Raw genomic sequence first — 26,608 nt, 5'->3', positions numbered from 1 at the left:
TGGTCATTATAGGGGGTGTTTTAGATTTTACAAGATGGTGCGACATAAACAAACTACCTGAATATAGTTTGCCCCACATTGTTTTAACTGTTGGCTAATGGCATTTATGGTATTGCCGGTAGTAACAATATCATCAATAAGCATTATCGATTGATTGGTTAAATCATCGCGGCAACTAAATAAGGTTTCAACATTGGTTATTCGTTGCTTAAGCGATAGATACTTTTGATCGTGTGCTACTGACTTTCGTGATAACAGATAAGGTTGAAAATCACAATTAAGCCATCTGGCTATCGGTTTCGCTAATAATGCCGCTTGATTAAATCCTCTAGACCAATAACGAAAATGGTGCAATGGAACACAAGTTACAATATCTGGTTTAACCAAACCACTACTCAACCGTCGTTGATACCAAGCTAAAAACATTAACCTGGCCAAAGCATTAGTTAACTCAGTTTTACGATAAAATTTTAAATGTTGGATTAATTTTTTTAACGGTGCCGTATATTCTGTTACTGCAACCATTTCATCCCAATAAGGCTGCTTATCACGACATCGATAGCAGATTTTGGTTGATAATGAATGAGGAAGGCTACATTGATAACAAATCTTATTAAATTTTGGTAAGTTTTTAACACATTGACTACAAATCCCATGATGAGGCAACACTAAAGGCATATTACATAAAATACATCGCATAATGATTCATCGCTTAGCAAAAAATTTTGAGGAACAGGGTTTTTTATCTACAAAATAAGCTTAAAAATGGAAATAAAATAGAAAATAAACTCACTAATAATATGAATTATAATAAATAAAGAATATTTTTTATTTATTAATCGCAATACTGGAAGCTATTACCCAAAATTTTAGTTATTTAGTCATATTAATCATTTCAATTCATCTAATATTCGGTATAATTTGCCTACTATTTTGGAGTAAGGATTTGTTAAATGAAAAAAATCAAACTATTACTTATATCATTACTATTAAGCCTTGTTTCAACTGTTGCTTTGGCTAATAGCAAAGTATTATTACAAACCAGTATGGGCGATATTGAAATTGAATTAGATAGCGAACATGCACCAATTACCACGAAAAATTTTCTTAATTATGTCAATAACGGTTTTTATGAAAATTTAACCTTCCATCGAGTCATTCCTGGATTTATGATTCAAGGCGGTGGTGCTGATGATCAATTAAAATTCAAAGAAACTCAACAACCAATTAAAAATGAAGCCAATAATGGCTTGAAAAACGATCGCGGAACTATCGCAATGGCAAGAACGAATGCTGTAGATAGCGCAACTAGCCAATTTTTTATTAATGTTGTCAATAATGATTTTCTTAATTACCAATCACCAGTCCAATATGGTTATGCTGTTTTTGGTAAAGTCGTTAAAGGAATGGATGTCGTTGATAAAATTGTTAACGTAGCCACCAAACGCATGGGACCACATCAAAATGTTCCTGTTGAACCAATCTATATTAAAAAAGCAACAGTGATTGAAGATAAACAATAGGCCCTAAAATTAATTAACTCTTCAAATAAACCACCTTAATAATTTAAGGTGGTTTTTCATCAAATAATCGGATTATTTTTTTAACTTATCACAAGCTGATTCATAACCTTGATCACAAGACTGTTTAAAAAACTCTTTGGCTAAAGATTTATTCTGCTTAATCCCATCACCTTCATCATACTTAAGCGCTAAATTATATTGAGCAACAGGTTCACCTTGCTCCGCTGCTTTTTTATACCAATATACCGCTTTTTGTTTATCTTGCTCTACGCCTTCACCGTTTTCATACATAACTGCTAAATTATTTTGTGCATTTATATTGCCTTGTTCGGCTGCTTTTGTATACCAATATACCGCCTTTTGTCCATCATGTTCTATACCTTCACCGTTATCATACATAATGCCTAAATGGTATTGTGCTCTAGCATAACCTTGCTCCGCTGCTTTTGTAAACCAAAATACAGCCTTTTGTTTATCTTGCTCTACGCCTTCACCTTTCGCATACATAACTGCTAAACTATTTTGTCCGTCAAAATGTCCTTGCTCAGCTGCTTTTGTATACCAATATACAGCTTTTTGTTTATCTTGTTCTACACCTTCCCCATTATAATATTTAAGAGCCAAATTGAATTGTGCACTTGAGTAACCTTGTTCTGCTGCTTTCGTAAACCAATATACAGCTTTTATTTTATCTTGTTGTATGCCTTCACCGTTATCATACATAACCCCTAGATTATCTTGTCCATTCGAATCACCTTGCTCCGCTGCTTTTGTAAACCAATATACAGCCTTTGGTTTATCTTGTTCTACGCCTTCACCTTTATAATATTTGAAAGCCAAATTATTTTGTGCGTTCGAATTACCTTGTTCTGCTGCTTTTGTAAACCAAAATACAGCCTTTTGTTTATCTTGCTCTACGCCTTCACCTTTATCATACATAAAGGCTAAATTATTTTGTCCGTCAAAATGTCCTTGTTCTGCTGCTTTTGTATACCAATATACCGCCTTTTGTTTATCTTGCTCTACGCCATCACCTTTATCATACATAACTGCTAAATTATTTTGGGCGCTGGCCTCTCCTTGCTCTGCACTTTTTGTATAAAATACAAAAGCTTTTTGTTTATCTTCTTTAACACCCTTACCTTTCTCAAACATAAATCCTAAATAAAATTGTGCATCAGAGTCACCCTTCGCCGCTTCTTGTGTACACACAACAAATGCTTTCTCATAATTTTCTTTTTTAACCTCTACTTTACAATCACCTGCATAAATTGAGAAAGAACATAGAGTTAATAATCCAAATGATAATATTTTTTTCATTGTATTTCCTATACATGTTAAACAAACATTAGTATTTTTTATTTTACTTATTATATATAAATATATGTATCCAAAACAGCTGTTGTTATTGATTTCCTTGATTACCAGAAAATATGGCTATGCCGTTTTTGGCAAAGTCATTAAAGGAATTGATATCGTTGATAAAATTGTTAGCATAGCCACTAAACGCATGGGGCCATATCAAAATGTCCCTGTTGAACCAATCTATATTAAAAAGTAACTGTGATTGAAGATAAACAATAAGTTACTTAAAAACGCAGAATACCTAAAAACCATCTTAATCATTTAAGATGGTTTTCTTCAAAAATTTAGTTCTTTTTTTAATTCACCACAAGCTTTTTCAAATCCTTGATCACAAGATCGATTAAAATAATCTTTGGCTAAAAATTTATTCTGCTCCACTCCATCACCGATATTATACATAAGTGCTAAATTATACTGCGCTCTGGCGTAACCTTGCTCTGCTGCTTTTGTAAACCAATATGCCGCCTTTAGTTTGTCTTGCTCTATACCTTCACCTTGATAATACATAACAGCTAAATCATTTTGTGCGATTGATAAACCTTGCTCGGCTGCTTTTGTATACCAATATACCGCCATTTGTTTATCTTTCCTTACGTCTTCACCTTTTTTATACATAAACGCTAAATTATATTGTGCGCTAGAATCACCTTGCTCGGCTGCTTTTGTAAACCAATATGCAGCCTTTTGGTTATCTTGCTCTATACCATCACCGATATGATATTTAAGAGCCAAATTGAATTGAGCATCAAGATAACCTTGTTCTGCCGCTTTTGTGTACCAATATATCGATTTTTGGTTATCTTGCTCTAGACCTTCCCCTTTACTATACATAATTGCTAAATTATATTGCGCACCAGAATGCCCTTGCTCTGCTGCTTTTGTAAACCAATATGCAGCCTTTTGGTTATCTTGCTCTATACCATCACCTAGATAATATATATTCGCTAAATTAAATTGTGAACGATACAGACCTTGTTCCGCTGCTTTTGTATACCAAAAAATAGCTTTCTGTTTATCTTGTTCTACTCCTTCACCTTTTTCATACATGAATGCCAAAGAATTCTGAGCATTAGAATAATCTTGTTCTGCCGCTTTTGTATACCAAAAAATAGCTTTCTGTTTATCTTGTTCAACGCCTCTTCCAAAATGATACATCATCGCTAAATTAGTTTGAGCATTCCCATCTCCTTGTTCTGCTTCTTGCGTACATTCAATAAAGGCTTTTTGATAATTTCTTTGTTCAATTTCTGTTTTACATTGGCCAGCATAACTTGAAAAAGAACACAGAATTAATAACCCGAAAGATACTAGTTTTGTCATTGTATTTCCTATACATGTTAAAGTAGACACTGCTATTTTTCATTTGCTCATTATATATAAAGTATATATCAAAGATAACCATTATTATTGATTTCCTTTATTACCAATCACCAGACCAATATAGTTATGCCGTTTTTGGCAAAGTCATTAAAGGAATAGACATTGTTAATAAGGATTATGAATGTAGCAATCAAACACATGGGATAACATCAAAGTGTGACTGTTGAGCCAATCTATGTAAAAAAAGCAACAATGATTAAAGCTAAACAAAAGTTGTTCTAAAATGAACAAATACTTCAAGCAAACCACCTTAGTGATTTAAGGTGGTTTTTAACCGAATAATAGGACTATTTTCTTAATTCCTCACAAGCTAGTTCAAAACCTAGATCACAAGACTGTTTAAAATACTCTTTAGCTAATGATTTGTTTTGCTCAACACCATCACCCTCATTATACATAACCGCTAAATTATATTGCGCGCTGGAGTAACCTTGCTCCGCTGCTTTTGTATACCAATACACCGCCTTTTGTTTATCTTGTTCTATTCCTTCACCATCATCATACATACGAGCTAGATTATATTGTGCCACTTTGTCATTTTCTTCTGCTTCTTGTGTACATTCAACAAGTGCCTTTTCATAATTTTTATTTTCAAATTCTGTTGCACAATCCCTCGCATAAGTAGCAAAAGAAAATAAGAGGGGTATAACTAATAGTAACTTTTTTATGTTCATGATATTCCTTATATATTTATCAACTTTTTTAAAATTCTATTTAATGCATCATAAAATCATTACTAATCATTTTAATATAGTTAACAAATTAGCTAGCGTTCTTACCCCGATACCTGTTGCGCCAGTTGCCCATAAAGCGGTGGCACTTTTGCGGAATGTCGCTGAACAGTCAATGTGTAGCCAATTTTGTTTATAATTTTTAATAAAATGAGATAAAAATGCCGCGGCAGTGCTGGCACCAGCGGTATTGGGTAATCCTGAATTGGCTATATCCGCAAACGATGATGGAAATTGGCTACGATGAAAATCAGCTAATGGTAATCGCCAAAAAGCTTCATGTTCCGCTTGGCTACTTGCCAATAATTGATTAGCAAATTTGTCATCAAATGAGAGTAATGATTGATAATCATTACCTACTGCAATTTTTGCTGCTCCAGTAAGGGTTGCGCAATCAATAATATAGTGAGGCTTATCACTGTCAGCACTAATTAACCCGTCAGCTAAAACTAATCGTCCTTCCGCATCGGTATTATCCACTTCAACTGTTTTACCATTACGATATCGAATAATATCACCCAGTTTAAATGCCTTACCACTCACCAAGTTATCAGCACAACATAGATAAAGTTTAATACGATGTTTAACTCCTCGGGCAATAGCAAGTGCCAGAGCACCAGTTACTAATGCCGCGCCCCCCATATCCGATCGCATTGATTCCATAAAACTGCTTGGCTTTAAGCTATAACCACCAGAATCAAAAGTGATACCTTTACCGACTAAACAAGCGACAATTGGCGCTTTGGGGTTGTTAGTCGGATTATAATCAAGCTCAAGTAACGCTGCCGGCCGATCAGATCCTTTGCCAACCGTATAAATTCCCATATAATCCTGTTCTTTTAATGCTTCGCCGGAAATAATGTTATAGGTAATATCAGAAGAATAATTGCTGATTAAGTTTGCACTTTGCGTGGCCAATTCTAGAGGACTTAATGTTTCTGCTTGTTGATTAACAATATCTCGACACCAATCAATAATTGCTAAGCGATATTTTAGTTCTTGTTTATCATGGCTATTAAGTTTTGCCCAACTCACTTTATTATTATTTTTGGCATTACGATAACCGAGCCAAAAATGCCAACATGATTCTAGATCCCAATTATCACCACTAAGTTTAACCGACTTAATACCTTGATTATCTAATTTTCTTGCTGCTCGCTGAATGGCACCATGTCGATGATCCGGTTGATAATGAATGGTAACAGCATCATCTGAAAAACTAAGTAACGCCTCTTTTCCCCACTTTGATGGTGCAGGTTTTTCCGAAAGTAATATAGATAAACTCGACATAATAAATTCCTCAAGCAATAAAAATGCAAAAACGATAAATCAATTCTAATCAGAAACATGTTAAGATAGCAAGCAAAGTTAAGCATAAATAAGGACCTATAATGACATCAGTTGTACCAATCCAAAATGGCATCAATTTTCGTGACTTAGGTGGCATTAAAACCAGTGATGGTCGCCAAATTCGAACAGGAATGTTGTATCGTTCAGGTGAATTTTCACGTCTTAATGATAGTGAAAAAAATTTTTTATCTGATGAGCTTAATTTGCATTATGTATTAGATTATCGTGATCAACATGAAATTGATCGTCATCCCGATAATCTTTGGAATAACAGTCAATATATTAATGTGCCAGCAAACCCATTAAGTGATGAAATTACAGCAAGCCTAACCAGTGATGATATTTTCGTTATGAAAAAATATTCACCGTTTGATTTTATGATTAAACTTTATCAATTATTACCTTTTAATAATCTTGCTTATAAAAAGTTAACATCACTACTACTTAGTGCTAATGGAAAACCCTTAGTGCAACATTGTGCAGTAGGTAAAGATAGAACTGGTGTTGGCGTAGCTTTAACCCTATTTGCATTGGGGGTAAGTGAAGACGTAGTTATGCAAGATTACTTACTTACCGAGCGCCATTTAAATGATTATCGTCAAGCCATACTTAGCCAAAATAAAAGTAAATTATCGGCTGAAGAGTTTGAAAAACAGAAAATCATTTTTGCAGCTAAACAAGAGTTTTTAACCGCAGCTCTTGATGAAATCAAAAAACGCTATACCACCATCGACGATTGGTTAACTAAAGAGTATCAATTGGATGATAAAAACAGGAAAATTCTGCAAGATATTTATTTAATTTAATTAATCTAAGTGTATGGATAATCACCATACACTTATGATCAATTTGTCTGTAACATTAAGATTGTAAGATAAAATCGGTGATAGGTTTATTCTGATTAACGGCAAGATGAACCGATGCCACTTGCTGATATTGATAATAAAAATCTTGGCCAAATGGCGCACTAATCAACTGGTTTGCGACATCAACTTTTACCGATTTCATTTGCCAAACGCCTTTGGCATATAATTTAAGAGCTGACTCTTTTAATGTCCAAAGTTGCCAAAATGCGGTTAAAGTATCACGTTGTTTTAACATCCATTGATATTCATCATTAGCAAAAATACTTTCAGCGACATTCAAATAATTTTTACGCTGCCTAGCAACTTCAATATCAAGGCCGACTTGACCATTTAGCGATATTGCAACCGCCATCCAATCTTGGCTATGACTAATATTAAAATCAGGAAAATGGTTATCTAAAAAGCAAGGTCGGCCATTATCGCCAACTATCATGCTCGGTAAACTATCAATTTGACAATACTGTTTAAGCAAACTCGCTAACATTGAACGGCAAACTAAAAACTGTTTTTTACGTGTACCCTTTAATAATTCAGCATCATCAATGACCTGTGGTGATAATAGCGAATAGTTGACTTCAATCGTATCTAAATGGGCAAGTTGGACAATTAACATGTTGTGTAAGCCAGTTTAAACAAAAATTATTTTTTACTATTTTAACAGCATGCTATGCTAACTGTTATCGAAATTTATCGGTTTACTAAGGATGCATCATGTCATTACAAACAAAATTAGTTCATGCTGGTCGAAAAAAACGCTATACCCAAGGTGCAGTTAATTCAGTTATTCAGCGAGCATCATCGCTAGTTTTTGATTCAATTGAGGCCAAAAAAGAAGCGATGGAAAATCGCACTAAAGGAGCACTATTTTACGGTCGTCGCGGCACATTAACTCATTTTGCCCTGCAAGATGCCATGGTGGAAATTGAAGGTGGTGCTGGTTGCTATCTCTATCCTTGCGGTGCGGCCGCCATTGCAAATGCCATTTTAGCTTTTGTAAAAACCGGTGATCATATTCTGGTATCAGAAGCCAGTTACGAACCAACGCAAGAATTTTGTGAACATATACTCAAAGATTTTGGTGTGGAAACCGATTATTTTTCTCCACTAATTGGTCGTTATATCACGAATCATATTAAACCAAATACCAAAGTGGTATTTCTTGAATCACCAAGCTCAATCACTATGGAACTGCATGATGTGCCAGCAATTGTTAAAGCGATTCGCAAGGTAAATCCGGAAATTGTCATTATGATGGATAACACTTGGGCTGCTGGTGTTTTATTTAAAGCATTAGAGCACGATGTTGATATCTCTATTCAAGCCGGTACTAAGTATTTAATTGGTCACTCTGATGCTATGTTAGGTACTGCTGTTGCTAATCAACGTTGTTGGGATCAATTACGTGAACGTTCTTATCTAATGGGACAAATGTGTGATGCTGATACCGCTTATATGGCAGCTCGTGGATTACGAACCTTAGCGGTTAGACTAAAACAACATCACGAAAGTAGCTTAAAAGTGGCAAACTGGTTAGCTAATCATCCTAAAGTGGCAACTGTTAATCATCCGGCTTTAGCAAGTTGTAAAGGACATGAGTTTTTTAAACGTGATTTTAGTGGTGCTAGTGGTCTATTTTCGTTTGTACTTAAAGATCATTTAAGCGATGTGCAACTATCTGATTTCTTGGATAATATGACTCACTTTTCAATGGCGTATTCATGGGGTGGATTTGAATCATTAATTTTAGCCAACCAACCAGAAGATCTGGCAAAAATACGTCCGGTATCGGGCATTGATTTCACTGGTACATTAATTCGATTACATATTGGCCTTGAAGATCCTGATGATTTAATCGCCGATCTTGCCGCTGGCTTAGATAGAATTAAATTGCATAAAAATAAAGTTAATGCATTACAAAGTTTAGTATAAATGGATAACCGATGAGTCATCAAAATAAAGCTAAGACTAAAAGTATTATTGAACAAACAATTTTACAACATCTAAACGGTCGGCAATCGCTGCTGGTTGCCTTTAGTGGTGGTGTCGATTCGACTGTTTTACTGCAAGCATTAGTCAACTTGAGACAAAAGTTACAAAATTTACAACTTAGAGCAATTTATATTCACCATGGTTTAAGCAAAAACGCTGATAGTTGGGCGGAACATTGCCAGCAACAATGCCATGTTTGGCAAGTTCCTTTGATTATTGAAAAAGTCAAACTTGATAGAGCGGCGGGCAATATTGAAGAACAAGCAAGAGAAGCTCGCTATCAAGCAATTTATCGACATTTAAAAAGTGATGAGTTGTTATGTACTGCTCAGCACCTTGACGATCAATGTGAAACGTTCTTCTTAGCGTTAAAGCGTGGTAGTGGTCCTGCTGGCTTATCCTCTATGCCACTTGAAAATGGCCAACATCTTCGGCCGCTACTCACGATATATCGTCAAGAGATTGAACAGTATGCCAATCAGCACCAATTAACTTGGATAGAAGATGAAAGTAATCAAGATGATCATTACGATCGTAATTTTTTACGTTTAAAGGTACTGCCAACGCTTAATCAGCGTTGGCCACATTTCTCGCAAATGGTGGCACGTAGTGCCGAGTTATGTCAACAGCAAGAAGCATTAATCCATGAGCTTTTATCGACAGAATTTAAGCAAATTACTGGCAATGCCAAACAACTTAATATCCAACCACTACGTGATTATTCAGATTATAAACGTAATGCAATATTGCGGATGTGGTTTAAAGAACAACATATCGGCATGCCAAGTCAAAAGCAACTCTCACTAATTTGGCAAACCGTTATTCAAGCGAAAGAAGATGCTAATCCACAATTTATTTTACATAACCGACAGATTCGTCGCTATCAAAACCAACTCTATTTATTGCCTCTATTTCAAGATATTGAACAGCAAATCTTGCCTTGGGATCTAAATACTTCGCTAAGCTTGCCGGATAATTTAGGCATATTACAGTCCAATTATCAAACCAAGTTAACTTGTCGTTTACCACAAAAAGAGGAAACCGTTTCGGTGCGTTTTCATGCCCAAGGTCAATTTCAAATTGTGCAGCGCCAAGGATCACGATCAATAAAAAAACTATGGCAAGAACACCATATTCCGCCTTGGCAGCGCACTCGTATTCCATTAATTTACTATAATGAACAATTGATTACTGCCGTCGGGGTATTTGTTACTGAACAAGGTAAGGGATCACAAGTTGGGTTTAACCTGATTAATACGCGATAATTTAAAAAATAAGGAGACAGTACATCTCCTTAACTTAATTTTATAAAATCTCAAACTATTTTGCTTCAGAACGTGCTTGCCAACGTTTTAACAATAAAGCATTAGTCACTACACTTACACTGCTAAGTGCCATAGCCGCACCGGCTATCATTGGATTTAAGAAGCCGAAGGCCGCAAGTGGAATGCCAATTAAATTGTAGAAAAATGCCCAAAATAAGTTTTGTTTAATTTTATTGTAGGTTCTTCGTGAGATATCAATGGCATCAGCAATTAAAAATAGATTGCCGCGCATCAAGGTTATACTTGCTGCATGCATCGCGACATCAGTCCCCGTTCCCATGGCAATACCAATATCAGCCGCAGCTAAAGCTGGAGCATCATTAATACCGTCACCCACCATTGCCACTTTATGATTGCTATTACTACTTTTAATATTTTGGTTTTCTTTTTGTAATTGATAAATATAATTGGCTTTATCTTGCGGTAAAACTTCAGCAATAACTCTATCTAAACTTAATTGTTGCCCTACATAATTAGCGGCTTGTTGATTATCACCAGTTAACATAACTGTATTTACGTTTAATTGATGTAATGCATCAATGGCGCTTTTCGCTTCCGATTTAATCACATCGGCAAAACCAAATAAGGCTAATATCACAACACCATTTTCCGATTGCTGTTTGGCTAAAAATGAGATTGTATAACCTTTTTGGGTAAGTTCATTAATTTTATCCTGCATATCCACAAAATAGGCATTTAACGATTTCATCCAACGTAAACTACCTAAATAATATTCATGATTATCAATCGTTGCCATTACCCCTGAACCAGCAACTGAGGTAATATTCTGTGCATAATTATACGATTTAGCTTTCGCTAAAATTGCTTTAGCGAGTGGATGCTCACTTCCGGCTTGCATTGATGCTGCTAGTGCGAGAATTTGATCGGCAGTTTCTGTGCCCATTACATCCAGTTCAACTAATTCTGGTTTACCAATGGTTAATGTGCCAGTTTTATCAAATGCTACCGTATTAATGTTATGTAAGGTTTCAAGCGCCTCGGCATCTTTAATCAAAATACCATGGCGAGCAGCAACACCCGTACCAACCATTATGGCGGTTGGTGTCGCCAATCCTAATGCACATGGGCAAGCAATCACTAACACGGCGACCGCATGTAGTAAAGCTTGCTGCCAATCATGAGAAATAACGCCCCAAGCAAGCAGCGTAATCAGCGCAATCAATAAAATCACGGGAACAAAAATAGCACTAATCCGATCGACAATACGTTGAATTGGCGCTTTTTTCGCTTGAGCAGACTCGACCATAGCTATAATTTTAGACAAAGTCGAATCAGCTTGTACTGCTGTTGCTTTTACTATCAATAATCCTTCGCCATTAATCGTACCACCGGTTACGATACTATTGAGGGTTTTACTAACCGGGAAACTCTCCCCCGTCAACATAGATTCATCACAACTCGATGCGCCGTCAATAACCACACCATCTACTGGAATTCGTTCACCAGGTTTGATCACAACCACATCATCGACCTTAACCTGACTTATCGGCAAACTTACCTCTTGATCGCCTTGTCGAACTAATGCAACTTCCGGGCGCAGCGCGGAAAGAGCTTCAATCGCTTGGGTCGTTTGATGTTTGGCTCTTGACTCTAACCATTTACCAATCAAAATTAACGTAATAATAACCACCGATGACTCGAAATAGAGATGATCGTCATTACCGATAATAAGCTGATAAAGTGACAATCCATAAGCAGCACTGGTACCAATAGCCACTAACAGATCCATATTACCGGACAACGCCTTGGCAGCATTAAAACCACTACGATAAAATTTAGCACCAAGCCCAAATTGCACAACCGAGGCAATCACTAATTGCAACCAAGCTGGCATCATCCAATGAATGCCAAATGGTTCAAATAACATCGGCAATACAAAAGGAATCGCTAAGATAACCGAGATAATAATCGGCCAGAGTGACGCTTGCTTATTTATATCTTTGGCGTGAATTTCCGGCTCGGTTATCTTTACCGCGTGGTAACCGGCTTTATCGACTGCTGCCATTAAGGTTTCTAATTGCACATTCGTATTGGCTTCAACTGTTGCCTTTTCTGTCGCAAGGTTAACACTAACATTAATCACGCCATCAATCTTTTTTAATGCTTTTTCAACACGACTAACGCATGATGCGCAGCTCATCTCTTCCACAAAAAAACTATATTCGACGGTTTTCATTTGATGTTTCCCTTGGTTTTTGATGTGATTTATATAGCTATTGTAATATTAATTATCCTTTTAACAAGAATGCACTTTTTTGATATATACTACCCCAAAAGATACTATTAAGATAATAATGTGAAAAATAATCCGATTAATACCACTGGTCGTGGAAAAGAACATCAACCTATCACCTATTGTCCAGTTGATGCCGCAATTAATATGATTGGTGGTAAATATAAATCGCTCATTTTATGGAAACTAATGACCGAAATCACCTTGAGATTTTCACAATTACAGAAAGAAATTCCAAGCGCTACACCTAAAATGCTAACCCAACAGCTACGTGAACTTGAAGCAAATGGCCTAATTAATCGACACGTTTATCCCGTTGTACCACCTAAAGTAGAATATTCTTTAACCAACTTTGGCAAAAGTATCAAACCAGTCCTCGAATCAATGTATGTCTGGGGTAGTGATTATTTAAACAATCAAGGCTTACAAGTTAATTGTTCCATGACAGCAATAACTGATCCACAATAACCAATAGCAAATTTATATTTTTGATAAAAGATATAAAGACAAAATGCAGGGATAAGACAGCCCTGCATTTAGATAAAGAAAGTAAAATTAATTACGTAAATTTTCTGGCCAATCATTTTGAGTAGAAACAAGCAGATCTTTAACGATTCTTGGATTTCCAGCCACAATATTACCAGAGACCATATAGTTATTACCGCCCGCAAAATCGGTAACCACACCACCCGCTTCACGTAAAATCAATTCACCTGCGGCAATATCCCATGGTTTTAAGCCAATTTCAAAAAAGCCATCTAAGCGCCCTGATGCGACATAAGCTAGATCTAACGCGGCTGAACCTGTACGACGAAAATCACCACACTTAGTAAATAACTTTTGCAATACCGCGAAATAACAATTACTGTGTTGTTTAGCTTTAAAAGGAAAAGCTGTTGCCAGCACACTACCCTCTAAATCTTTCGCATTACTTACTCGAATACGGTAACCATTTAACTGCGCACCTTTACCTCGAGCAGCCGTGAAGAGTTCATTACTCATCGGATTATACACGACAGCAACTTCCGTTTTACCTTTAACTCGAGCGGCAATCGAAACCGCAAAATGAGGAATATTCTTAATAAAATTGGTGGTACCATCAATTGGGTCGATAATCCATTGCGTGTCAGCATCATTACCTTTAGCCAATCCGCTTTCTTCGGCAATAATCGTATGATCAGGATACGCTTTTTTGATTGTTTCAATAATTAAAGCTTCAGCAGCACGATCGGCGTTAGTAGCAAAATCGTTAGCACCTTTAGTGTCAATTTCGATTGAACTTGGATTTTCATAAGCCTTAATGGCCACATTACCTGCTTTACGAGCAGCACGAATAGCAATATTCAGCATCGGATGCATAATTTTCTTCCAATTGATGATGTTAAAGAACGGGTTGATTTAGCAACACAGCAAGTATTACTAAAAATTGTCGCATAGTATAAAGGTTTTATACTTACTTTGCCAGCCGAGCGACGATAAATTGAAAAATAGACACAATTAATGCAAAAAATCAGGTTATATCAATGTCCTAATAACTATCATGGTATAGACTTCTCAATTATTTTTACAAAATAAACCTAAATAAAGCAACTCAAAATAACCATTATCTAAAAAATAATTAACCAATTAGAATGGTTGTTGGTAGTAATGTTTTTTCACCGACCAGTGGCCAACCAACCATTTATTACCACAACGATGAAGCCTCGAATATTACCCATGCGGCAATTAGTGACGGTGAATTAATCATTCGTGACCCAGATAAGCAAACACAAGATATTAATTAACTCAGTCATGATACCGAAAATGCTCATAGCAAACTCAAACCAATCTTTAATAAAGAGGATGAACAGACCAGATTAAACATTGTCACGAGCTTAAAAGAGTTAGGAGAACAGGTAAAAAAGCTCGAACGCACTATTCATAAAGATGCCGGTAAAGACTCCCAAGATGGCAAAATGGGCAATGACTTTAGCAAAGGCGTTGACTCAGCCGTATCAATTATTACCGGCATTATCACCGGCGATATGACCGGCGGCCTTGCTGGCGCTAGTGCACCATGGTTAGCTGAGCAGATAAAACTGCACACCGGGCATATGGGTGAAGATGGTAAATGGCAAACCGATGATATTGCCAGCAACTTAATTGCCCATGCTATACTTGGTGCGGTAGTGGCTGAGCTACAAGGTAACTCAGCATTATCTGGTGGAGCGGGTGCAGTGGCCGGTGAAGTTGCGGCAGATATCATCCGCAAACAACTGTATGGCAAAGAAGTCAAAGATTTAACCGAAGAAGAAAAACAAACCATCAGCGCATTATCTCAACTAGCATCCGGCCTTGCGGTAGCTGCCGGCGGTGGTAATTTTGGCGATGCCAGTGCGGCTATTAGTAGCAGTAAAAATGCGGTTGAGAATAATTATTTAAACTCAGATGAGCATCAAACCAAAAAAGGTTTAGAATACAAAGAAAGAAAAGGTATATTAACAGATGAAGAAAAAATGGAATTACTTGAACTTCGTCTTAAAGATGATAGTTTAAGTGATGCATTAATAAATGCGTGTATTGATGTAAATAGTGATGAATGCCATGTGGAACGCCAGAAAGCCTACGATGCTTTAAAAACTTATAAGTATTTAACTTATTCAAATCCTCCAAATGCTCAAATTGGTTACCAAGAAATTGAGCATTTATTGAACAGCACATCAGCAGCAGCAAATAAATTCCATGCTATTTATAATGGATATGTAGTAAGTTTTAAAAGTTTTGGTTACAGTGATGAAGAAGCTCAAGTAATGGCTGGTAGAACCATTGCAATAATGATGATGATTAATGGTTTGGAAGGGCATTTTGCTTTACCTATAATAAATAGAGCATTAAAAGGAAGTAAATTATCAACGGCCAATAAAAGTAAAACTAGTAATATAACGGGAAAATTAGATAAAGATTATTTTGAATCAGTATATGGAAAAGAAAACGTTCAACAAGGTGGTGGAAATTATAAAGAAACAAGAGAGAATGTAACAGGGAATATCGTTGAAAATCAGAAAGGGAAAAATGATGGTTTTACCCAGCACGCAGGCAAAGAAAGTCAATTAGCTGATAATTGGAATAATACTAATCAGGCGCATAACGTAAATAATTATGAAAAATACAAAGATAAAACAATTTCTCAAATGGAAAAACCTATTGTAAAAGATCAACAATTGCAGGGTTTATTTAACGATCTGTATAGAGAGAATGCAAAAATTGGAAGTGGAAGTACTGCCGATGCAGTTCGTCATGAGTTATCTACAGGGCAAAATGTTGGAGGGAAAACGCATTCTCAAAAAGCTGAAGATTATTCAAGAGCTTTACAAGATTGGATAAATAGAAATCCTACAGCATCTAGTGGTGATAGAGCAGCCGCTCAAAATGTTTTAAAAGATATGCAAAATGCATTAAAAGGAAAATAGAAATGTTTGACTATAGTGATTTCACAAATAAATTTAAAATATTATCTGTTGTCATTGAAAGTGAGATAAACAAAAATTATTCATATTGGGAACCCGAATCCCCTCCCTTAACGGTATTGCTTTCAAATATTGGGAAATGTTTATTTAATGAATTTGATAACCTTGATGCTATAAATAAAAAATATTTATTCAAATTGATAGAGGAAGGAATGTCATCTTCAGATGATAGATTAGCTAATGCTACTGCAACAGGTCTTATAGAAGCTATAATCAACAACTCAACATCAAATCCAGAACGATGGAAAAATTTTGAGCGTGGACTATTAAAAAAGTCTAAAGAGTATGCTTTAGCTTTTTACAATCAATAAGTTTTTGAGGTAGATCCCCACCTAATCCGTGGGGATCTGGTTTTAGCTCTTAGCTCAGCCCCTCAATCCTGATAATCAATAACCCTTGCTGCGCATCGATGATGACTGGCTGACCGGTAGTAAAGCCGAAGGCTTCCACCCAGCAGCCTTTAATGGTGAGTTGCGGTCAGGGGTTAGGTTGCCCGCCGTTGGGGCTGTAACCGACCGTTAAACTGCGCTTTGGCCGTGGTTTTACCGTTCGGGTTTTAGTAATGGTGGTTTTTAGCGTAGAATGTGCCTTAGTCATAGTTAACTCTTATATGCATAATTCTCGCAAACTATGACCAGTTCATTCATATCCTAATGTCACTAAGATGGTATAGACTCCTTAATTATTTTTACAAATACACCTCAATAAGCCAACTCAAAATAACCATTATCTAAAAAAATAATTAACCAATTAGAATAGTTGTTATTACCCATGCGGCAATCAGTAACGGTGAGTTAATCATTCGTGACCAAGATAAACAAACACAAGATATTAATGAACTCAGTCATGATACCGAAAATGCCCATAGCAAACTCAAACCAATCTTTAATAAAGAGGATGAACAGACCAGATTAAACATTGTCACGAGCTTAAAAGAGTTAGGAGAACAGGTAAAAGAGCTTGAACGCACTATTCATAAAGATGCCGGTAAAGACTCCCAAGATGGCAAAATGGGCAATGACTTTAGTAAAGGCGTTGACTCAGCCGTATCAATTATTACCGGCATTATCACCAGCGATATGACCGGCGGCCTAGCTGGCGCCAGTGTACCATGGTTAGCTGAGCAGATAAAGATACAAGCCGGTGATAACGAAACCGCGAGGTTAGAGTTGCCCATGCAATACTTGGTGCGGTAGTGGCTGAGCTACAAGGTAACTCAGCATTATCTGGTGGAGCGGGTGCAGTGGCCGGTGAAGTTGCGGCAGATATCATCCGCAAACAACTGTATGGCAAAGAAGTCAAAGATTTAACCGAAGAAGAAAAACAAACCATCAGCGCACTATCACAGTTAGCGGCAGGTCTTGCGGTAGCTGCCGGTGGTGGTAATATTGGTGATGCCAGTGCAGCTATTAGTAGTAGTAAAAATGCGGTTGAGAATAATTATTTGAGTGTAAATGAAGCTAAGCGAAAAGCTTATTTGACTTGGATAAAGCCAAACTATCTAGGTGAGGAATTAACAGAAGATGAAAAGAAAGAATTAGAAAATCTCAATAAACTAGATAAAGAACGAGATCAAATTTTACAGGATAATTGTTCATTGGGTAACATCTCAAGCTCAGCTTGTAAAGGATTGCTGCAAGAAGCATGGGAAATGCAGAATGAATATGAAAAAGAGGTTGCTAGAAGTTTAACAAATGCTGATTTATATAGAGAAGACTCAAAAAATCTTAACGAAGCATTAGTCGGTTTAGATCCCAACAGCATTATTCATTTAATTTCAATTGAAGCAATTGCAAAAGAGACAGGTAGAGATGTAAAAGATGTTGCTCAACAGTATAAATATGTTATGGCTGCACATGGAATTGTATCTTCATTGGCTGGTTTGTATGGAGGAGTAAATTTTACGCAACCAAATACCAATATAGGTAAACCCGGTAATATTGTTAATAAGGTTGATGATATTGCTGTAAAAGGGAGTATTCCCGAAATTAAAGGTACTCAAGTCGGATTAAGAGATCCTGCTCAAATTGATTTAATGAAAAGCGATATGCTAAACGGAAGTTTTGAGTTCACGGCTACAAGAGGGAAAATTGCAGGATATATTGATAGTAAAGGAAATTATTATATTACCGAAGGTCATCATAGAATGGCAGCAGCTCAAGAAATATACTAAACTACAGGTGATGCAACATATATCCATAAGCTATTAGAAAATGGTAAATGGGATAAAACTAATAAAGTCCCTGTTGATGCACGGCCTCTACCAACAAGGAAACCATGATGAAGAAAAATGAAATATATGTGGAAATGTTAGGACGAACATTAACTTATATAAGAAACGTGCAGTCACAAGACTCGATTAGAAAGGCGAAAGATATATCATGTTATTATGAGGCTGAATTAGTTCATAATTTATTAATTACTATTTTTGATGCTGAATTTGAGCAGCATGATATTTGGTTTTTAAATCATCAGGCTCGATATTATTATGAGAACTGTAATACCGAAATATCTATTAATTATGATAAGCAAGTTAGTTTTATTAAAGAACTCTTTGCTATGGTTCCTGTAGAACTTAAAAATAAGCTGACATGGAATGGACCCATATAATTTGATCCATTACATGCCATTAGTGAAGTTAACCTCAACTCAATGATAGGGTGGATTCTGACTATCCGTTTTACTGATTAAGCTTAACGGTGATATCACAGATGCGCTGCTGGGTCTGTTGTATCTCTTCGAGTAACTTACGGTTATCCGTCTGGTGTTTAGGTTCGGTGATGATGACTAAACAACCCTGCATCACCCGGATAATCAGCGGTGTACCGGTGGTAAACCCGGCCTGATTTAGCCATTTACCCTTAAGATGAATAGCCGGAATACTGTCATCACTGCGGGACGGCAGATAACCAACGGTGTAATGCCGTTCAATCTTGCTCTTCTGGACAATCATCTTATCCAACGTAGAATATACCTTAGTCATAATAACTACTCCTATAGTTGTTGTGATTAGTAGGTTAGCGGTGGTGGTACACCGTTAATCTGCGTCTATTTTACTGCTCTTCTTTAGCCGCCTTGTCTTATTCAATCAACTGCTTAGCCTGATGTTTTAAAATAATGCTGGAAAAGGCACGACGAGTACAGAAAGTAAAGTAGGCGAGTATCTCGAAGACTTTAAACCATCACCAACACCGACCGAGTTAGTTCAACAACAAGCAGGTAAAGGTACTCAGGTAACAATCAATACCGATCACATTTTAAATGGTGAAATTAAGACTTATAGAGACGGCACGAAGGTTGGAACAGGAGGACATTATTTAAAAGATCCAAATATTAAAGTAGATAAGTGGACAGGTGAAGCCGATGTAAATGGTGTCACGACAGGATATATATCGGTCAGAGATCCTGCTACAGGTAAGTGGTATGAAAAGCAGGCTGAAACAACATTCTTCCCTAAGCATTGGTCTAAACGTCAAACTGAAAGGGAAATAAAAAGTGCTTTTGAAAATTCAAAACCAGATCCTTATGATACTAGAAAATGGATAGGAACGTCTTCAAGTGGAATAAAAATGCAAGGTTTCTATAAAAAACCTGGTGGTACAGGTGCAACAGCGTGGCCGATTTATAATAAAGGTAAATAATGTATGAAAAATAGAAAAATATATTTATATTGGACGGATTTTTATGAAAATTTCCGTCCATCAGGAAGATTGCCTGAGGAAAATATTCGATACACACCTAAACAAGGTTACGGTGTATGTGAGATTGCATCTTTGCTATTAGATGAAATCCAATACTCAGTTAACTCAGTCAATATCTGGATTAATAATCTAACCGATTTAGCAAATAGTCGAGCACCGGACGGCATGTTTGGTGTTGGTAATGCTCATTGGGTATTAATTACCGGCGATTACGTTTTTATTGGTACTGAATATGTTGAAGAGCAACAGGTTATCCTTACTAGGGAACAGCTTTTATATGTTCTGGAACAATATAAAGCCTTTTTAGAAGGGAACTATGAAGATCCTAATAATCCACCCGCTCCGATAGATGTAGAGTTTATTGCTGAGGGGCAAGAGGCGGTTGACCTTTATAATAGCTTAGAAGGAACTCATCATGTTCTCTATCTTGAATAACGAGGATGAGTAGACCAGACCAGATTAAACATTGTCACTAGCTTAAAAGAGTTAGGAGAACAGGTTAAAGAGCTCGAACGCACTATTCATAAAGATGCCGGTAAAACGTTAACTCCTGATTTTAATGCTCAGGAAAGCTATCTGAATGGTCAAAAGGTAAAATGGGGAACAGACGGGAGTGTAAGACCAGATTTTTGTAATGGTACTACTTGTTCAATAGAAGTAAAAAATTATGATATACAAAATAATATTAATGGTTTGATTGATAATGTTTCCAAACAAGCCATTGATAGAAAAAAACATCTACCATCAGGAGTACAACAATTAGTTGTAATAGATATTCGCGGTCAGAAAATGACTGCCTTACAGGAATTTAAAATAAAACAGGGTATAAAAAATAAATCAAATGGAATAATTAAGCCTGAACAAATTGAATTTAAAACAAAATAGGAGGTGAGTAAATTATGTTAATAAAAATTGGTTTCAGAGGCGGTGGGTCAGTATATGAATTAGGTACAGATAGTGATATGCAGCTATTTTTTGACTGCATTTCATATTATGTTTTACCTAAATATCCTGACCAAAATTGGTCAATAATTACTGACCGCTTATATCGTCGTTATTTAAAATTAGAAGAGTTAGATGCCGCCGTAGCATTAATGAAATTGGTAGAAAAAGAGTTTAAACAGTTGGATAGAGAAGCATTTGATTGGAGTAAAATATTATCAGGTCAAGTTAAAAGTGATTTAGATAGAACTAAATCAACTTTATTTGAAATTTTTGGTGAATATTTTGAAGCATTTTATGAGTGTATTGAATGTGCTATAAGAAATTATGAATGGTTTAAATCAGATCCCGATTATAAATATCAGCCGGTAATGGTAGCATATACTACAATACCGGATTTAATTACCTACAAGCTGATCCCTTTATCTGTTTTCGATAATTTACAACCTGACGAAAAACCAATTTGGTGGACAGGTAAAATTCCTAAAACCACAACTTAGTTACTTTTTAACTTACCTCTAATCCCCTTTACCTAAAAATTTTAAGGAAAGGGGGGGATAGATATTATTACTGATTTTAATTTCACATTAATGTTGTTTTATTTAGTTCGTTTAGTATGTCAAAATCCTGATGTCTAAAATTATCTTCAGCGACTTATTATTGCTTAATTAATAGCCCACGGATATTCAAATATCAATAAGACGGTATACACTCCTCAATTATTTTTACAAAATAAACCTAAATAAAGCAAATCAAAATAACCATTATCTAAAAAATATAATCACCAATTAGAACTGTTACTGGTAATGACAGTTTTTCACCGATTGGTGGATAACCTCGTTTATTACCACAACGATGAAGTATTGAATATCATTCATTCAACAATAAGCAATGGTGAATTAATCATGTTGCTATATTTTATTGGGGAAAATATAAAATAAACATTTCTAAGTCGCAGGCGAAAGTCATTAACTTTTACCTAGGTATGACAAAGATTACGCCTAGGTAATTGATATCAGAAACAATTTCACCATTAATTATCTTTGTTAGGCTTTTTACATGACATTATTAATCTATCATTTGTTATGTTTTTAGTGACTTTGCCTGCTTTCTATTCGCATTACAGTCAGAATTATTGCATAATACACGGCGAATAAAATGCAGAATCTAAAGGTATAAATATGGAACTTCTTTGCCCTGCCGGCTCGTTACCATCATTAAAAATAGCAATCGATAACGGTGCTGATGCCGTTTATATTGGTTTGAAAGATGATACCAATGCTCGTCATTTTGCGGGATTAAATTTTAATGAAAAGCGTTTAATTGAAGCATCCGAATATGTACATAAGCATGGTAAAAAGTTACACATCGCAATTAATACCTTCGCTCATCCGGAAAACTTTGAGCGCTGGCAATATGCAGTTGATACAGCGGCAAATATTGGCGCTGATGCTCTAATCATTGCTGATTTAGCCATGCTTGATTATGCAGCCGAAAAGCATCCTAATCTTGAACGCCATGTTTCGGTTCAAGCATCATCAACCAATGAAGAATCAATCAAGTTTTATCATAATAACTTCCAGGTGCATCGTATTGTTTTACCGCGAGTGTTATCCATGCATCAAGTGAAACAGTTATCACAAGTCTCTCCAGTACCATTGGAAGTGTTTGCATTCGGCAGTCTATGTATTATGGCGGAAGGTCGCTGTTATTTATCCTCATATTTAACCGGTGAATCTCCCAATACCGTAGGAGCCTGTTCACCAGCGAAATTTGTCCGTTGGGAAGAGACCGATAAAGGACTTGAATCTAGACTGAATAATGTATTAATCGATTGCCATAAGAAAGGTGAAAATGCGGGTTATCCAACCTTATGTAAAGGACGCTATTTTGTTGGCGATGAACTTTATCATCCTATTGAAGAACCAACAAGTTTAAATACCATTGAACTATTACCTGAACTATTTGCGGCTAATATTGCCTCAGTAAAAATTGAGGGGCGTCAACGTAGTCCAGCTTATGTGGAACAAGTGACTAGAGTTTGGCGACAAGCTATTGACCGTTATAAAGCGAATCCTCAAACATTCCAAGCAGAAAAGAACTGGATGGATACATTAGGATCAGTATCAGAAGGCACACAAACGACATTAGGTGCTTACCACCGTAAATGGCAATAAAATATAAACATATTTACTCATGTTTACCAATAAAATAAATATGATACTCATCTAAATGACTTTTGATATTAGCGTTAGAAAATAGCTATCAAACATTGACTATTTAAAATAATTAAATACAGATATAGTGAGCAAGACTATGAAATATGCGTTAGGCCCTGTGCTTTATTATTGGCCTAAAATTGAAACCGAAGCCTTTTATCAAGCCGCTAAGGAAAGTGAAGCGGATATTATTTATATGGGCGAAACAGTATGTACCAAACGTCGGGAAATGAAAGTACCCAATTGGTTAGATTTAGCCAAAGAAATTGCTAAGTCAGGCAAACAAGTCGTACTTTCTACTCTTGCTTTACTTGAAGCGCCTTCTGAACTGACTGATTTAAGACAATTAGTCAATAATGGTGATTTTTTAATTGAAGCGAATGATTTGGCGGCAATTAATATTGCTCATGACAATAATTTACCTTTTGTCGCTGGTCCGGCAATTAACTGTTATAACGCATTAACCCTAAAATTATTACAAAAACAAGGTATGGTGCGTTGGTGTATGCCAGTTGAACTTTCTCGCGATTGGTTAAGCAATGTTTTAAAACAATTTGATGCATTGAAAATTGAGCGCAATTTTGAAGTTGAAGTATTTAGTTATGGTTATTTACCATTAGCCTATTCCGCCCGCTGTTTTACTGCTAGATCGGAAGATAAACCAAAAGATAAATGTGAGACTTGCTGTATTAAATATCCCGTTGGTCGAGAAGTATTTTCTCAAGAGCAACAAAAAGTATTTGTCCTTAACGGTATTCAAACACAAAGTGGCTACTGTTATAATTTAGGTAATAATCTAAAAGAGATGAAAGGATTAGTTGATATCGTGCGTATTTCTCCGCTTGGAATTGACACACTCGAGGTAGTTAAGCAATTTAGAGCTAATGAAGAAGGACTAAATCCTTTACACATTGAACATAAACGAGACTGTAACGGTTATTGGAATGGAATTGCAGGACTTGAACTTACACAATAATATGCTACTACTCGAAAAATTTAGGGCAGACTTCCCTGCCCTAACTAGCCATAATGTGTATCTTGATTCAGCCGCTACAGCACTGAAACCACAAGCCATGATCGATGCAACTGTTGAGTATTACGGACATAACACTGCAACAGCGCAACGTAGCTTACATCAAGATGCGCTACAAGTCACCGCAACGATTGATCAAACTAGGCAAAATATTGCTGATCTACTTCATGCTAAATCAAATTGTGAGATAATTTGGACTCGTGGCACAACCGAATCAATCAACTTAATTGCCCAAAGTTATGCTAGAACACAATTACACATAGGTGATGAGATCATTGTTAGCGAGTTAGAACATCACAGCAACTTGTTACCTTGGCTTATTGTGGCGAAACAAACTGGCGCCAAAATCATTAAATGGTCAGCAGATATTGATGAGCTTTCAAGATTACTCTCAGCGAGAACTAAAATTGTTGCTATAACTCAAATGTCTAACGTTACTGGTTTTTGTCCAGATTTAGCCCAAATTAGCCAACTAGTTCATCAAACCAATGCGGTATTAGTCGTGGATGGCGCACAAGGCGTTGTACATCATCCGATTGATGTTGAAAAATTAAATATCGATTTTTATGCCTTTTCTGCTCATAAGCTATATGGCCCAACTGGATTGGGGATACTATATGGAAAACAACATTTACTCAAGCAAATGGATGTTTGGCATGGTGGTGGAAAAATGTTAAAAACGGCTTCATTTACCGAATTTACAGTTGAAGATCTTCCCTATAAATTTGAAGCGGGTACGCAAAATATAGCTGGTATTATTGGTTTTAAAGCAACCTTAGATTGGTTAACAAAGTGGAATGAAACACAATTAGAAAGTTATATAACACAATTAGCTGACTATACTGAATCAAAATTAAGTCAATTAACCAATATACAATTTTATAGTGTTAAAAATAGTCCTATAATTAGTTTTAATATACAAAACATTCATCATAATGATGTCGCTATTTTATTAAGCGAACAAAATATTGCCATCCGAACCGGTGAATTGTGTGCTAAACCACTTATGGATAAACTTGGTTGTCATGGTGTTATTCGCATTTCACTTATGCCATATAATAATCAGCACGATATTGATCATTTTATCACGGCGTTACAAAATTCCATTGAATTACTCACTTAAACTCTAGCCAGTAGTTAATCAAAGAAACGTTAATGACTTGTTCAATCACTAATCGGTTTTAATTATGCTATCACAACAAACTTTATTTGAATTATTTTCTAAACAACATAACTGGCAAGATCGTTATAGACAATTAATTGCCTTAGCAAAACAATTACCTGATTTTCCGGATATAAAAAAAATAGAATCCAACCAAATTTATGGTTGTGAAAATCGGGTATGGCTAACTAATGAAAAACAATTAGATAATACTTTTACCTTTCAAGGTGATAGTGAAGGTAGAATCGTAAAAGGATTGTTAGCTATTTTAATCATTATTGCCAATCATAAAACAGCAGAACAAATCCAAACCATCGATTTTCTTGCAATATTAAAGCAATTAAAAATTACTGATGAGTTGAGTCAATCTCGGCTACAAGGGATTGAAAAAATAATTGAGCGTATTAAGTTAGCGGGTAGCTAGTAAAAAAGGGAGAATAATTTCTCCCTTTTTAAAGCTTTTTAGCTTTTACAATTAGTGATTAACGTATAGTAAATAATGTAACAACTTTCTTAACACCAGCAACTTTACTTGCAACAGTAGCGGCTTCTTGCCCTTCTTCACTGCTAACAATACCGATTAAAAACACCTCACCATTTTCAGTAACGACTTTGATATTACGTGCTTTTGTTTTGGAATTTAGTGTAAGTTGAGATTTAACTTTGGTGGTTATCCACATATCATTGGTGATTGTTCCTGCTCCAACCGGTTCTCCAGCACGAATTTGGTTATAAACTTTCTTAACTCCTTCAACTTGATAAGCTAGACGTTCAGCTTTTTCAATCTGTTCAGCATTGGCTTGGCCTGTCAAAATAATATTGCCATCATAAGTACTTGAAGAAATACGAGAGCCAATAAAAAAAGGACCATTTTCACTTAATTTACTGTTCATTCTGGTGTTCAGGGTCGTATCATCAACTTGTGTTCCTGTGGTACGCGGATCGGTGGCAACTTTTGCGGTAGCACCAGCACCGACGCCAATAACAGCAGCAACACACCCTTGTAACATTAATGTGCTAGTTACTAATGCTGTTACTAAAATAAATTTTTTCATTATCACTCCTTTTATTTACTACCCAGTAGAATTCAAATACTGATGAACAGTTTTTATTATGCCTTGTAGATATAGTTTTGCAAAATAATTTTATTGTTCTAAAAAATAAAATCTCTCGATTTTTTTAGCTAATCTATAGCAAAAAAGTAATTAATTTAATTATTATAACAAGCATTTATTTTTTCATAAAATCTGTTATCTTTTATT

Annotated in this window: 29 protein-coding genes and 1 pseudogene; 19 read left to right on the top strand and 11 right to left on the bottom strand. The window is 35.9% G+C overall.

Features of this window, described 5'->3' with window-relative positions:
* Positions 1-27 precede the first annotated feature (27 nt).
* A complete protein-coding gene (locus tag H3T56_RS06290; protein WP_086361422.1) occupies positions 28-699 on the bottom strand; it encodes a phosphoribosyltransferase family protein in 672 nt (223 codons plus the stop codon).
* A gap of 254 nt (positions 700-953) precedes the next feature.
* On the opposite strand from H3T56_RS06290, the gene H3T56_RS06285 reads away from it, so the two are divergent.
* The gene (locus H3T56_RS06285) at positions 954-1,523 is read left to right on the top strand and encodes a peptidylprolyl isomerase (RefSeq protein ID WP_198192300.1); all 570 of its coding nucleotides are present in this window, start codon (positions 954-956) and stop codon (positions 1,521-1,523) included.
* A 72-nt stretch (positions 1,524-1,595) separates the two neighbouring features.
* On the opposite strand, the gene H3T56_RS06280 is transcribed toward H3T56_RS06285, so the two are convergent.
* Complete coding sequence (locus H3T56_RS06280) at positions 1,596-2,843, bottom strand: SEL1-like repeat protein (protein WP_198192299.1); 1,248 nt, start codon at positions 2,841-2,843, stop codon at positions 1,596-1,598.
* 106 nt (positions 2,844-2,949) lie between these two features.
* On the opposite strand from H3T56_RS06280, the pseudogene H3T56_RS06275 reads away from it, so the two are divergent.
* Positions 2,950-3,084, top strand: a pseudogene (locus tag H3T56_RS06275) (peptidylprolyl isomerase); the annotation flags it as partial.
* 80 nt (positions 3,085-3,164) lie between these two features.
* On the opposite strand, the gene H3T56_RS06270 reads toward H3T56_RS06275, so the two are convergent.
* The 3 genes from H3T56_RS06270 to pepB all read right to left on the bottom strand — a co-directional run bounded on the left by H3T56_RS06270 (position 3,165) and on the right by pepB (position 6,289).
* The gene (locus tag H3T56_RS06270) at positions 3,165-4,208 is read right to left on the bottom strand and encodes an SEL1-like repeat protein (RefSeq protein WP_198192297.1); all 1,044 of its coding nucleotides are present in this window, start codon (positions 4,206-4,208) and stop codon (positions 3,165-3,167) included.
* Between the two features lie 347 nt (positions 4,209-4,555).
* The gene (locus tag H3T56_RS06265; RefSeq protein ID WP_198192296.1) at positions 4,556-4,942 is read right to left on the bottom strand and encodes a tetratricopeptide repeat protein; all 387 of its coding nucleotides are present in this window, start codon (positions 4,940-4,942) and stop codon (positions 4,556-4,558) included.
* Positions 4,943-5,008: 66 nt separating this feature from the next.
* Positions 5,009-6,289: an aminopeptidase PepB gene (pepB, locus tag H3T56_RS06260; RefSeq protein WP_086353757.1), complete on the bottom strand. Its 1,281-nt coding sequence runs from the start codon at positions 6,287-6,289 to the stop codon at positions 5,009-5,011.
* 101 nt (positions 6,290-6,390) lie between these two features.
* Here pepB and H3T56_RS06255 point away from each other — a divergent pair, with 101 nt between their 5' ends.
* Complete coding sequence (locus tag H3T56_RS06255) at positions 6,391-7,155, top strand: tyrosine-protein phosphatase (RefSeq protein ID WP_198192295.1); 765 nt, start codon at positions 6,391-6,393, stop codon at positions 7,153-7,155.
* A gap of 55 nt (positions 7,156-7,210) precedes the next feature.
* On the opposite strand, the gene H3T56_RS06250 is transcribed toward H3T56_RS06255, so the two are convergent.
* Positions 7,211-7,828, bottom strand: a complete 618-nt coding sequence (locus tag H3T56_RS06250) for a 4'-phosphopantetheinyl transferase superfamily protein (protein WP_198192294.1) — start codon at positions 7,826-7,828, stop codon at positions 7,211-7,213.
* Between the two features lie 98 nt (positions 7,829-7,926).
* On the opposite strand from H3T56_RS06250, the gene metC reads away from it, so the two are divergent.
* Positions 7,927-9,144 (top strand): cystathionine beta-lyase, encoded by a 1,218-nt coding sequence (metC, locus tag H3T56_RS06245; protein WP_198192293.1) that lies wholly within the window; start codon positions 7,927-7,929, stop codon positions 9,142-9,144.
* A gap of 11 nt (positions 9,145-9,155) precedes the next feature.
* Positions 9,156-10,469 (top strand): tRNA lysidine(34) synthetase TilS, encoded by a 1,314-nt coding sequence (gene tilS / locus H3T56_RS06240; protein ID WP_198192292.1) that lies wholly within the window; start codon positions 9,156-9,158, stop codon positions 10,467-10,469.
* A 55-nt stretch (positions 10,470-10,524) separates the two neighbouring features.
* Here tilS and H3T56_RS06235 read toward each other — a convergent pair whose 3' ends face one another.
* On the bottom strand, positions 10,525-12,726 hold the full coding sequence (locus tag H3T56_RS06235; protein WP_198192291.1) for a cation-translocating P-type ATPase: 2,202 nt from the start codon (positions 12,724-12,726) through the stop codon (positions 10,525-10,527).
* Between the two features lie 204 nt (positions 12,727-12,930).
* Here H3T56_RS06235 and H3T56_RS06230 point away from each other — a divergent pair, with 204 nt between their 5' ends.
* Entirely contained in the window at positions 12,931-13,251 is a 321-nt protein-coding gene (locus H3T56_RS06230; protein WP_198192351.1) for a helix-turn-helix domain-containing protein, read from the top strand.
* Positions 13,252-13,338: 87 nt separating this feature from the next.
* On the opposite strand, the gene suhB is transcribed toward H3T56_RS06230, so the two are convergent.
* The gene (gene suhB / locus H3T56_RS06225; RefSeq protein ID WP_065577905.1) at positions 13,339-14,142 is read right to left on the bottom strand and encodes an inositol-1-monophosphatase; all 804 of its coding nucleotides are present in this window, start codon (positions 14,140-14,142) and stop codon (positions 13,339-13,341) included.
* A 272-nt stretch (positions 14,143-14,414) separates the two neighbouring features.
* Here suhB and H3T56_RS06220 point away from each other — a divergent pair, with 272 nt between their 5' ends.
* The 3 genes from H3T56_RS06220 (at position 14,415) to H3T56_RS06210 (ending at position 16,600) form a co-directional block, all read left to right on the top strand.
* Positions 14,415-14,567, top strand: coding sequence for a hypothetical protein (locus tag H3T56_RS06220; RefSeq protein WP_165755129.1), 153 nt, complete (start codon positions 14,415-14,417; stop codon positions 14,565-14,567).
* Between the two features lie 171 nt (positions 14,568-14,738).
* Positions 14,739-16,232 carry a VENN motif pre-toxin domain-containing protein gene (locus tag H3T56_RS06215; RefSeq protein WP_198192290.1) on the top strand — a complete coding sequence of 498 codons (1,494 nt, stop codon included), beginning with the start codon at positions 14,739-14,741 and terminating at the stop codon, positions 16,230-16,232.
* Positions 16,233-16,234: 2 nt separating this feature from the next.
* Positions 16,235-16,600, top strand: a complete 366-nt coding sequence (locus H3T56_RS06210; protein WP_081298801.1) for a hypothetical protein — start codon at positions 16,235-16,237, stop codon at positions 16,598-16,600.
* Positions 16,601-16,649: 49 nt separating this feature from the next.
* Here H3T56_RS06210 and H3T56_RS11765 read toward each other — a convergent pair whose 3' ends face one another.
* Complete coding sequence (locus tag H3T56_RS11765; RefSeq protein ID WP_367642266.1) at positions 16,650-16,754, bottom strand: SymE family type I addiction module toxin; 105 nt, start codon at positions 16,752-16,754, stop codon at positions 16,650-16,652.
* Between the two features lie 730 nt (positions 16,755-17,484).
* Between H3T56_RS11765 and H3T56_RS06200 the strand changes: the two genes are divergently transcribed.
* Positions 17,485-18,462 carry a VENN motif pre-toxin domain-containing protein gene (locus H3T56_RS06200; protein WP_198192288.1) on the top strand — a complete coding sequence of 326 codons (978 nt, stop codon included), beginning with the start codon at positions 17,485-17,487 and terminating at the stop codon, positions 18,460-18,462.
* A 107-nt stretch (positions 18,463-18,569) separates the two neighbouring features.
* Entirely contained in the window at positions 18,570-18,899 is a 330-nt protein-coding gene (locus tag H3T56_RS06195; protein ID WP_034901483.1) for a hypothetical protein, read from the top strand.
* A 70-nt stretch (positions 18,900-18,969) separates the two neighbouring features.
* Here H3T56_RS06195 and H3T56_RS06190 read toward each other — a convergent pair whose 3' ends face one another.
* Positions 18,970-19,272: a SymE family type I addiction module toxin gene (locus H3T56_RS06190; protein WP_198192287.1), complete on the bottom strand. Its 303-nt coding sequence runs from the start codon at positions 19,270-19,272 to the stop codon at positions 18,970-18,972.
* 256 nt (positions 19,273-19,528) lie between these two features.
* On the opposite strand from H3T56_RS06190, the gene H3T56_RS11760 reads away from it, so the two are divergent.
* From H3T56_RS11760 to csdE, 8 genes are all read left to right on the top strand, one after another.
* Positions 19,529-19,930, top strand: coding sequence for an EndoU domain-containing protein (locus H3T56_RS11760; protein ID WP_198192350.1), 402 nt, complete (start codon positions 19,529-19,531; stop codon positions 19,928-19,930).
* A 3-nt stretch (positions 19,931-19,933) separates the two neighbouring features.
* On the top strand, positions 19,934-20,425 hold the full coding sequence (locus tag H3T56_RS06180; protein WP_198192286.1) for a hypothetical protein: 492 nt from the start codon (positions 19,934-19,936) through the stop codon (positions 20,423-20,425).
* Between the two features lie 258 nt (positions 20,426-20,683).
* Entirely contained in the window at positions 20,684-20,875 is a 192-nt protein-coding gene (locus tag H3T56_RS06175) for a hypothetical protein (RefSeq protein WP_065651368.1), read from the top strand.
* A 14-nt stretch (positions 20,876-20,889) separates the two neighbouring features.
* Positions 20,890-21,432 (top strand): hypothetical protein, encoded by a 543-nt coding sequence (locus tag H3T56_RS06170; RefSeq protein WP_086356688.1) that lies wholly within the window; start codon positions 20,890-20,892, stop codon positions 21,430-21,432.
* A 681-nt stretch (positions 21,433-22,113) separates the two neighbouring features.
* On the top strand, positions 22,114-23,109 hold the full coding sequence (locus H3T56_RS06165) for a peptidase U32 family protein (protein ID WP_198192285.1): 996 nt from the start codon (positions 22,114-22,116) through the stop codon (positions 23,107-23,109).
* Between the two features lie 139 nt (positions 23,110-23,248).
* On the top strand, positions 23,249-24,127 hold the full coding sequence (locus H3T56_RS06160; protein WP_198192284.1) for a U32 family peptidase: 879 nt from the start codon (positions 23,249-23,251) through the stop codon (positions 24,125-24,127).
* Position 24,128: 1 nt separating this feature from the next.
* Positions 24,129-25,307, top strand: a complete 1,179-nt coding sequence (gene csdA, locus H3T56_RS06155; RefSeq protein ID WP_370545527.1) for a cysteine desulfurase CsdA — start codon at positions 24,129-24,131, stop codon at positions 25,305-25,307.
* Between the two features lie 64 nt (positions 25,308-25,371).
* Positions 25,372-25,770 (top strand): cysteine desulfurase sulfur acceptor subunit CsdE, encoded by a 399-nt coding sequence (csdE, locus tag H3T56_RS06150; protein ID WP_086321164.1) that lies wholly within the window; start codon positions 25,372-25,374, stop codon positions 25,768-25,770.
* Between the two features lie 58 nt (positions 25,771-25,828).
* Here the strand turns inward: csdE and dolP are convergent, their stop codons facing one another.
* Positions 25,829-26,401 (bottom strand): division/outer membrane stress-associated lipid-binding lipoprotein, encoded by a 573-nt coding sequence (gene dolP, locus H3T56_RS06145; RefSeq protein ID WP_086321163.1) that lies wholly within the window; start codon positions 26,399-26,401, stop codon positions 25,829-25,831.
* Positions 26,402-26,608 lie beyond the last annotated feature (207 nt).

It is taken from the genome of Gilliamella sp. W8123 (assembly GCF_016101085.1).
Taxonomy (GTDB): Bacteria; Pseudomonadota; Gammaproteobacteria; order Enterobacterales; family Orbaceae; genus Gilliamella; species Gilliamella apis.
This window is presented reverse-complemented; position numbering and strand designations above follow the sequence as displayed.

Excerpts from the sequence above, each read along its gene's own strand:
- H3T56_RS06290 (WP_086361422.1), bottom strand. The coding sequence starts at position 699 with ATGCGATGTATTTTATGTAATATGCCTTTAGTGTTGCCTCATCATGGG.
- H3T56_RS06285 (WP_198192300.1), top strand. The coding sequence starts at position 954 with ATGAAAAAAATCAAACTATTACTTATATCATTACTATTAAGCCTTGTT.
- H3T56_RS06280 (WP_198192299.1), bottom strand. The coding sequence starts at position 2,843 with ATGAAAAAAATATTATCATTTGGATTATTAACTCTATGTTCTTTCTCA.
- H3T56_RS06270 (WP_198192297.1), bottom strand. The coding sequence starts at position 4,208 with ATGACAAAACTAGTATCTTTCGGGTTATTAATTCTGTGTTCTTTTTCA.
- H3T56_RS06265 (WP_198192296.1), bottom strand. The coding sequence starts at position 4,942 with ATGAACATAAAAAAGTTACTATTAGTTATACCCCTCTTATTTTCTTTT.
- pepB (WP_086353757.1), bottom strand. The coding sequence starts at position 6,289 with ATGTCGAGTTTATCTATATTACTTTCGGAAAAACCTGCACCATCAAAG.
- H3T56_RS06255 (WP_198192295.1), top strand. The coding sequence starts at position 6,391 with ATGACATCAGTTGTACCAATCCAAAATGGCATCAATTTTCGTGACTTA.
- H3T56_RS06250 (WP_198192294.1), bottom strand. The coding sequence starts at position 7,828 with ATGTTAATTGTCCAACTTGCCCATTTAGATACGATTGAAGTCAACTAT.
- metC (WP_198192293.1), top strand. The coding sequence starts at position 7,927 with ATGTCATTACAAACAAAATTAGTTCATGCTGGTCGAAAAAAACGCTAT.
- tilS (WP_198192292.1), top strand. The coding sequence starts at position 9,156 with ATGAGTCATCAAAATAAAGCTAAGACTAAAAGTATTATTGAACAAACA.
- H3T56_RS06235 (WP_198192291.1), bottom strand. The coding sequence starts at position 12,726 with ATGAAAACCGTCGAATATAGTTTTTTTGTGGAAGAGATGAGCTGCGCA.
- H3T56_RS06230 (WP_198192351.1), top strand. The coding sequence starts at position 12,931 with ATGATTGGTGGTAAATATAAATCGCTCATTTTATGGAAACTAATGACC.
- suhB (WP_065577905.1), bottom strand. The coding sequence starts at position 14,142 with ATGCATCCGATGCTGAATATTGCTATTCGTGCTGCTCGTAAAGCAGGT.
- H3T56_RS06220 (WP_165755129.1), top strand. The coding sequence starts at position 14,415 with ATGGTTGTTGGTAGTAATGTTTTTTCACCGACCAGTGGCCAACCAACC.
- H3T56_RS06215 (WP_198192290.1), top strand. The coding sequence starts at position 14,739 with ATGGGCAATGACTTTAGCAAAGGCGTTGACTCAGCCGTATCAATTATT.
- H3T56_RS06210 (WP_081298801.1), top strand. The coding sequence starts at position 16,235 with ATGTTTGACTATAGTGATTTCACAAATAAATTTAAAATATTATCTGTT.
- H3T56_RS06195 (WP_034901483.1), top strand. The coding sequence starts at position 18,570 with ATGAAGAAAAATGAAATATATGTGGAAATGTTAGGACGAACATTAACT.
- H3T56_RS06190 (WP_198192287.1), bottom strand. The coding sequence starts at position 19,272 with ATGACTAAGGTATATTCTACGTTGGATAAGATGATTGTCCAGAAGAGC.
- H3T56_RS06180 (WP_198192286.1), top strand. The coding sequence starts at position 19,934 with ATGAAAAATAGAAAAATATATTTATATTGGACGGATTTTTATGAAAAT.
- H3T56_RS06170 (WP_086356688.1), top strand. The coding sequence starts at position 20,890 with ATGTTAATAAAAATTGGTTTCAGAGGCGGTGGGTCAGTATATGAATTA.
- H3T56_RS06165 (WP_198192285.1), top strand. The coding sequence starts at position 22,114 with ATGGAACTTCTTTGCCCTGCCGGCTCGTTACCATCATTAAAAATAGCA.
- H3T56_RS06160 (WP_198192284.1), top strand. The coding sequence starts at position 23,249 with ATGAAATATGCGTTAGGCCCTGTGCTTTATTATTGGCCTAAAATTGAA.
- csdA (WP_370545527.1), top strand. The coding sequence starts at position 24,129 with ATGCTACTACTCGAAAAATTTAGGGCAGACTTCCCTGCCCTAACTAGC.
- csdE (WP_086321164.1), top strand. The coding sequence starts at position 25,372 with ATGCTATCACAACAAACTTTATTTGAATTATTTTCTAAACAACATAAC.
- dolP (WP_086321163.1), bottom strand. The coding sequence starts at position 26,401 with ATGAAAAAATTTATTTTAGTAACAGCATTAGTAACTAGCACATTAATG.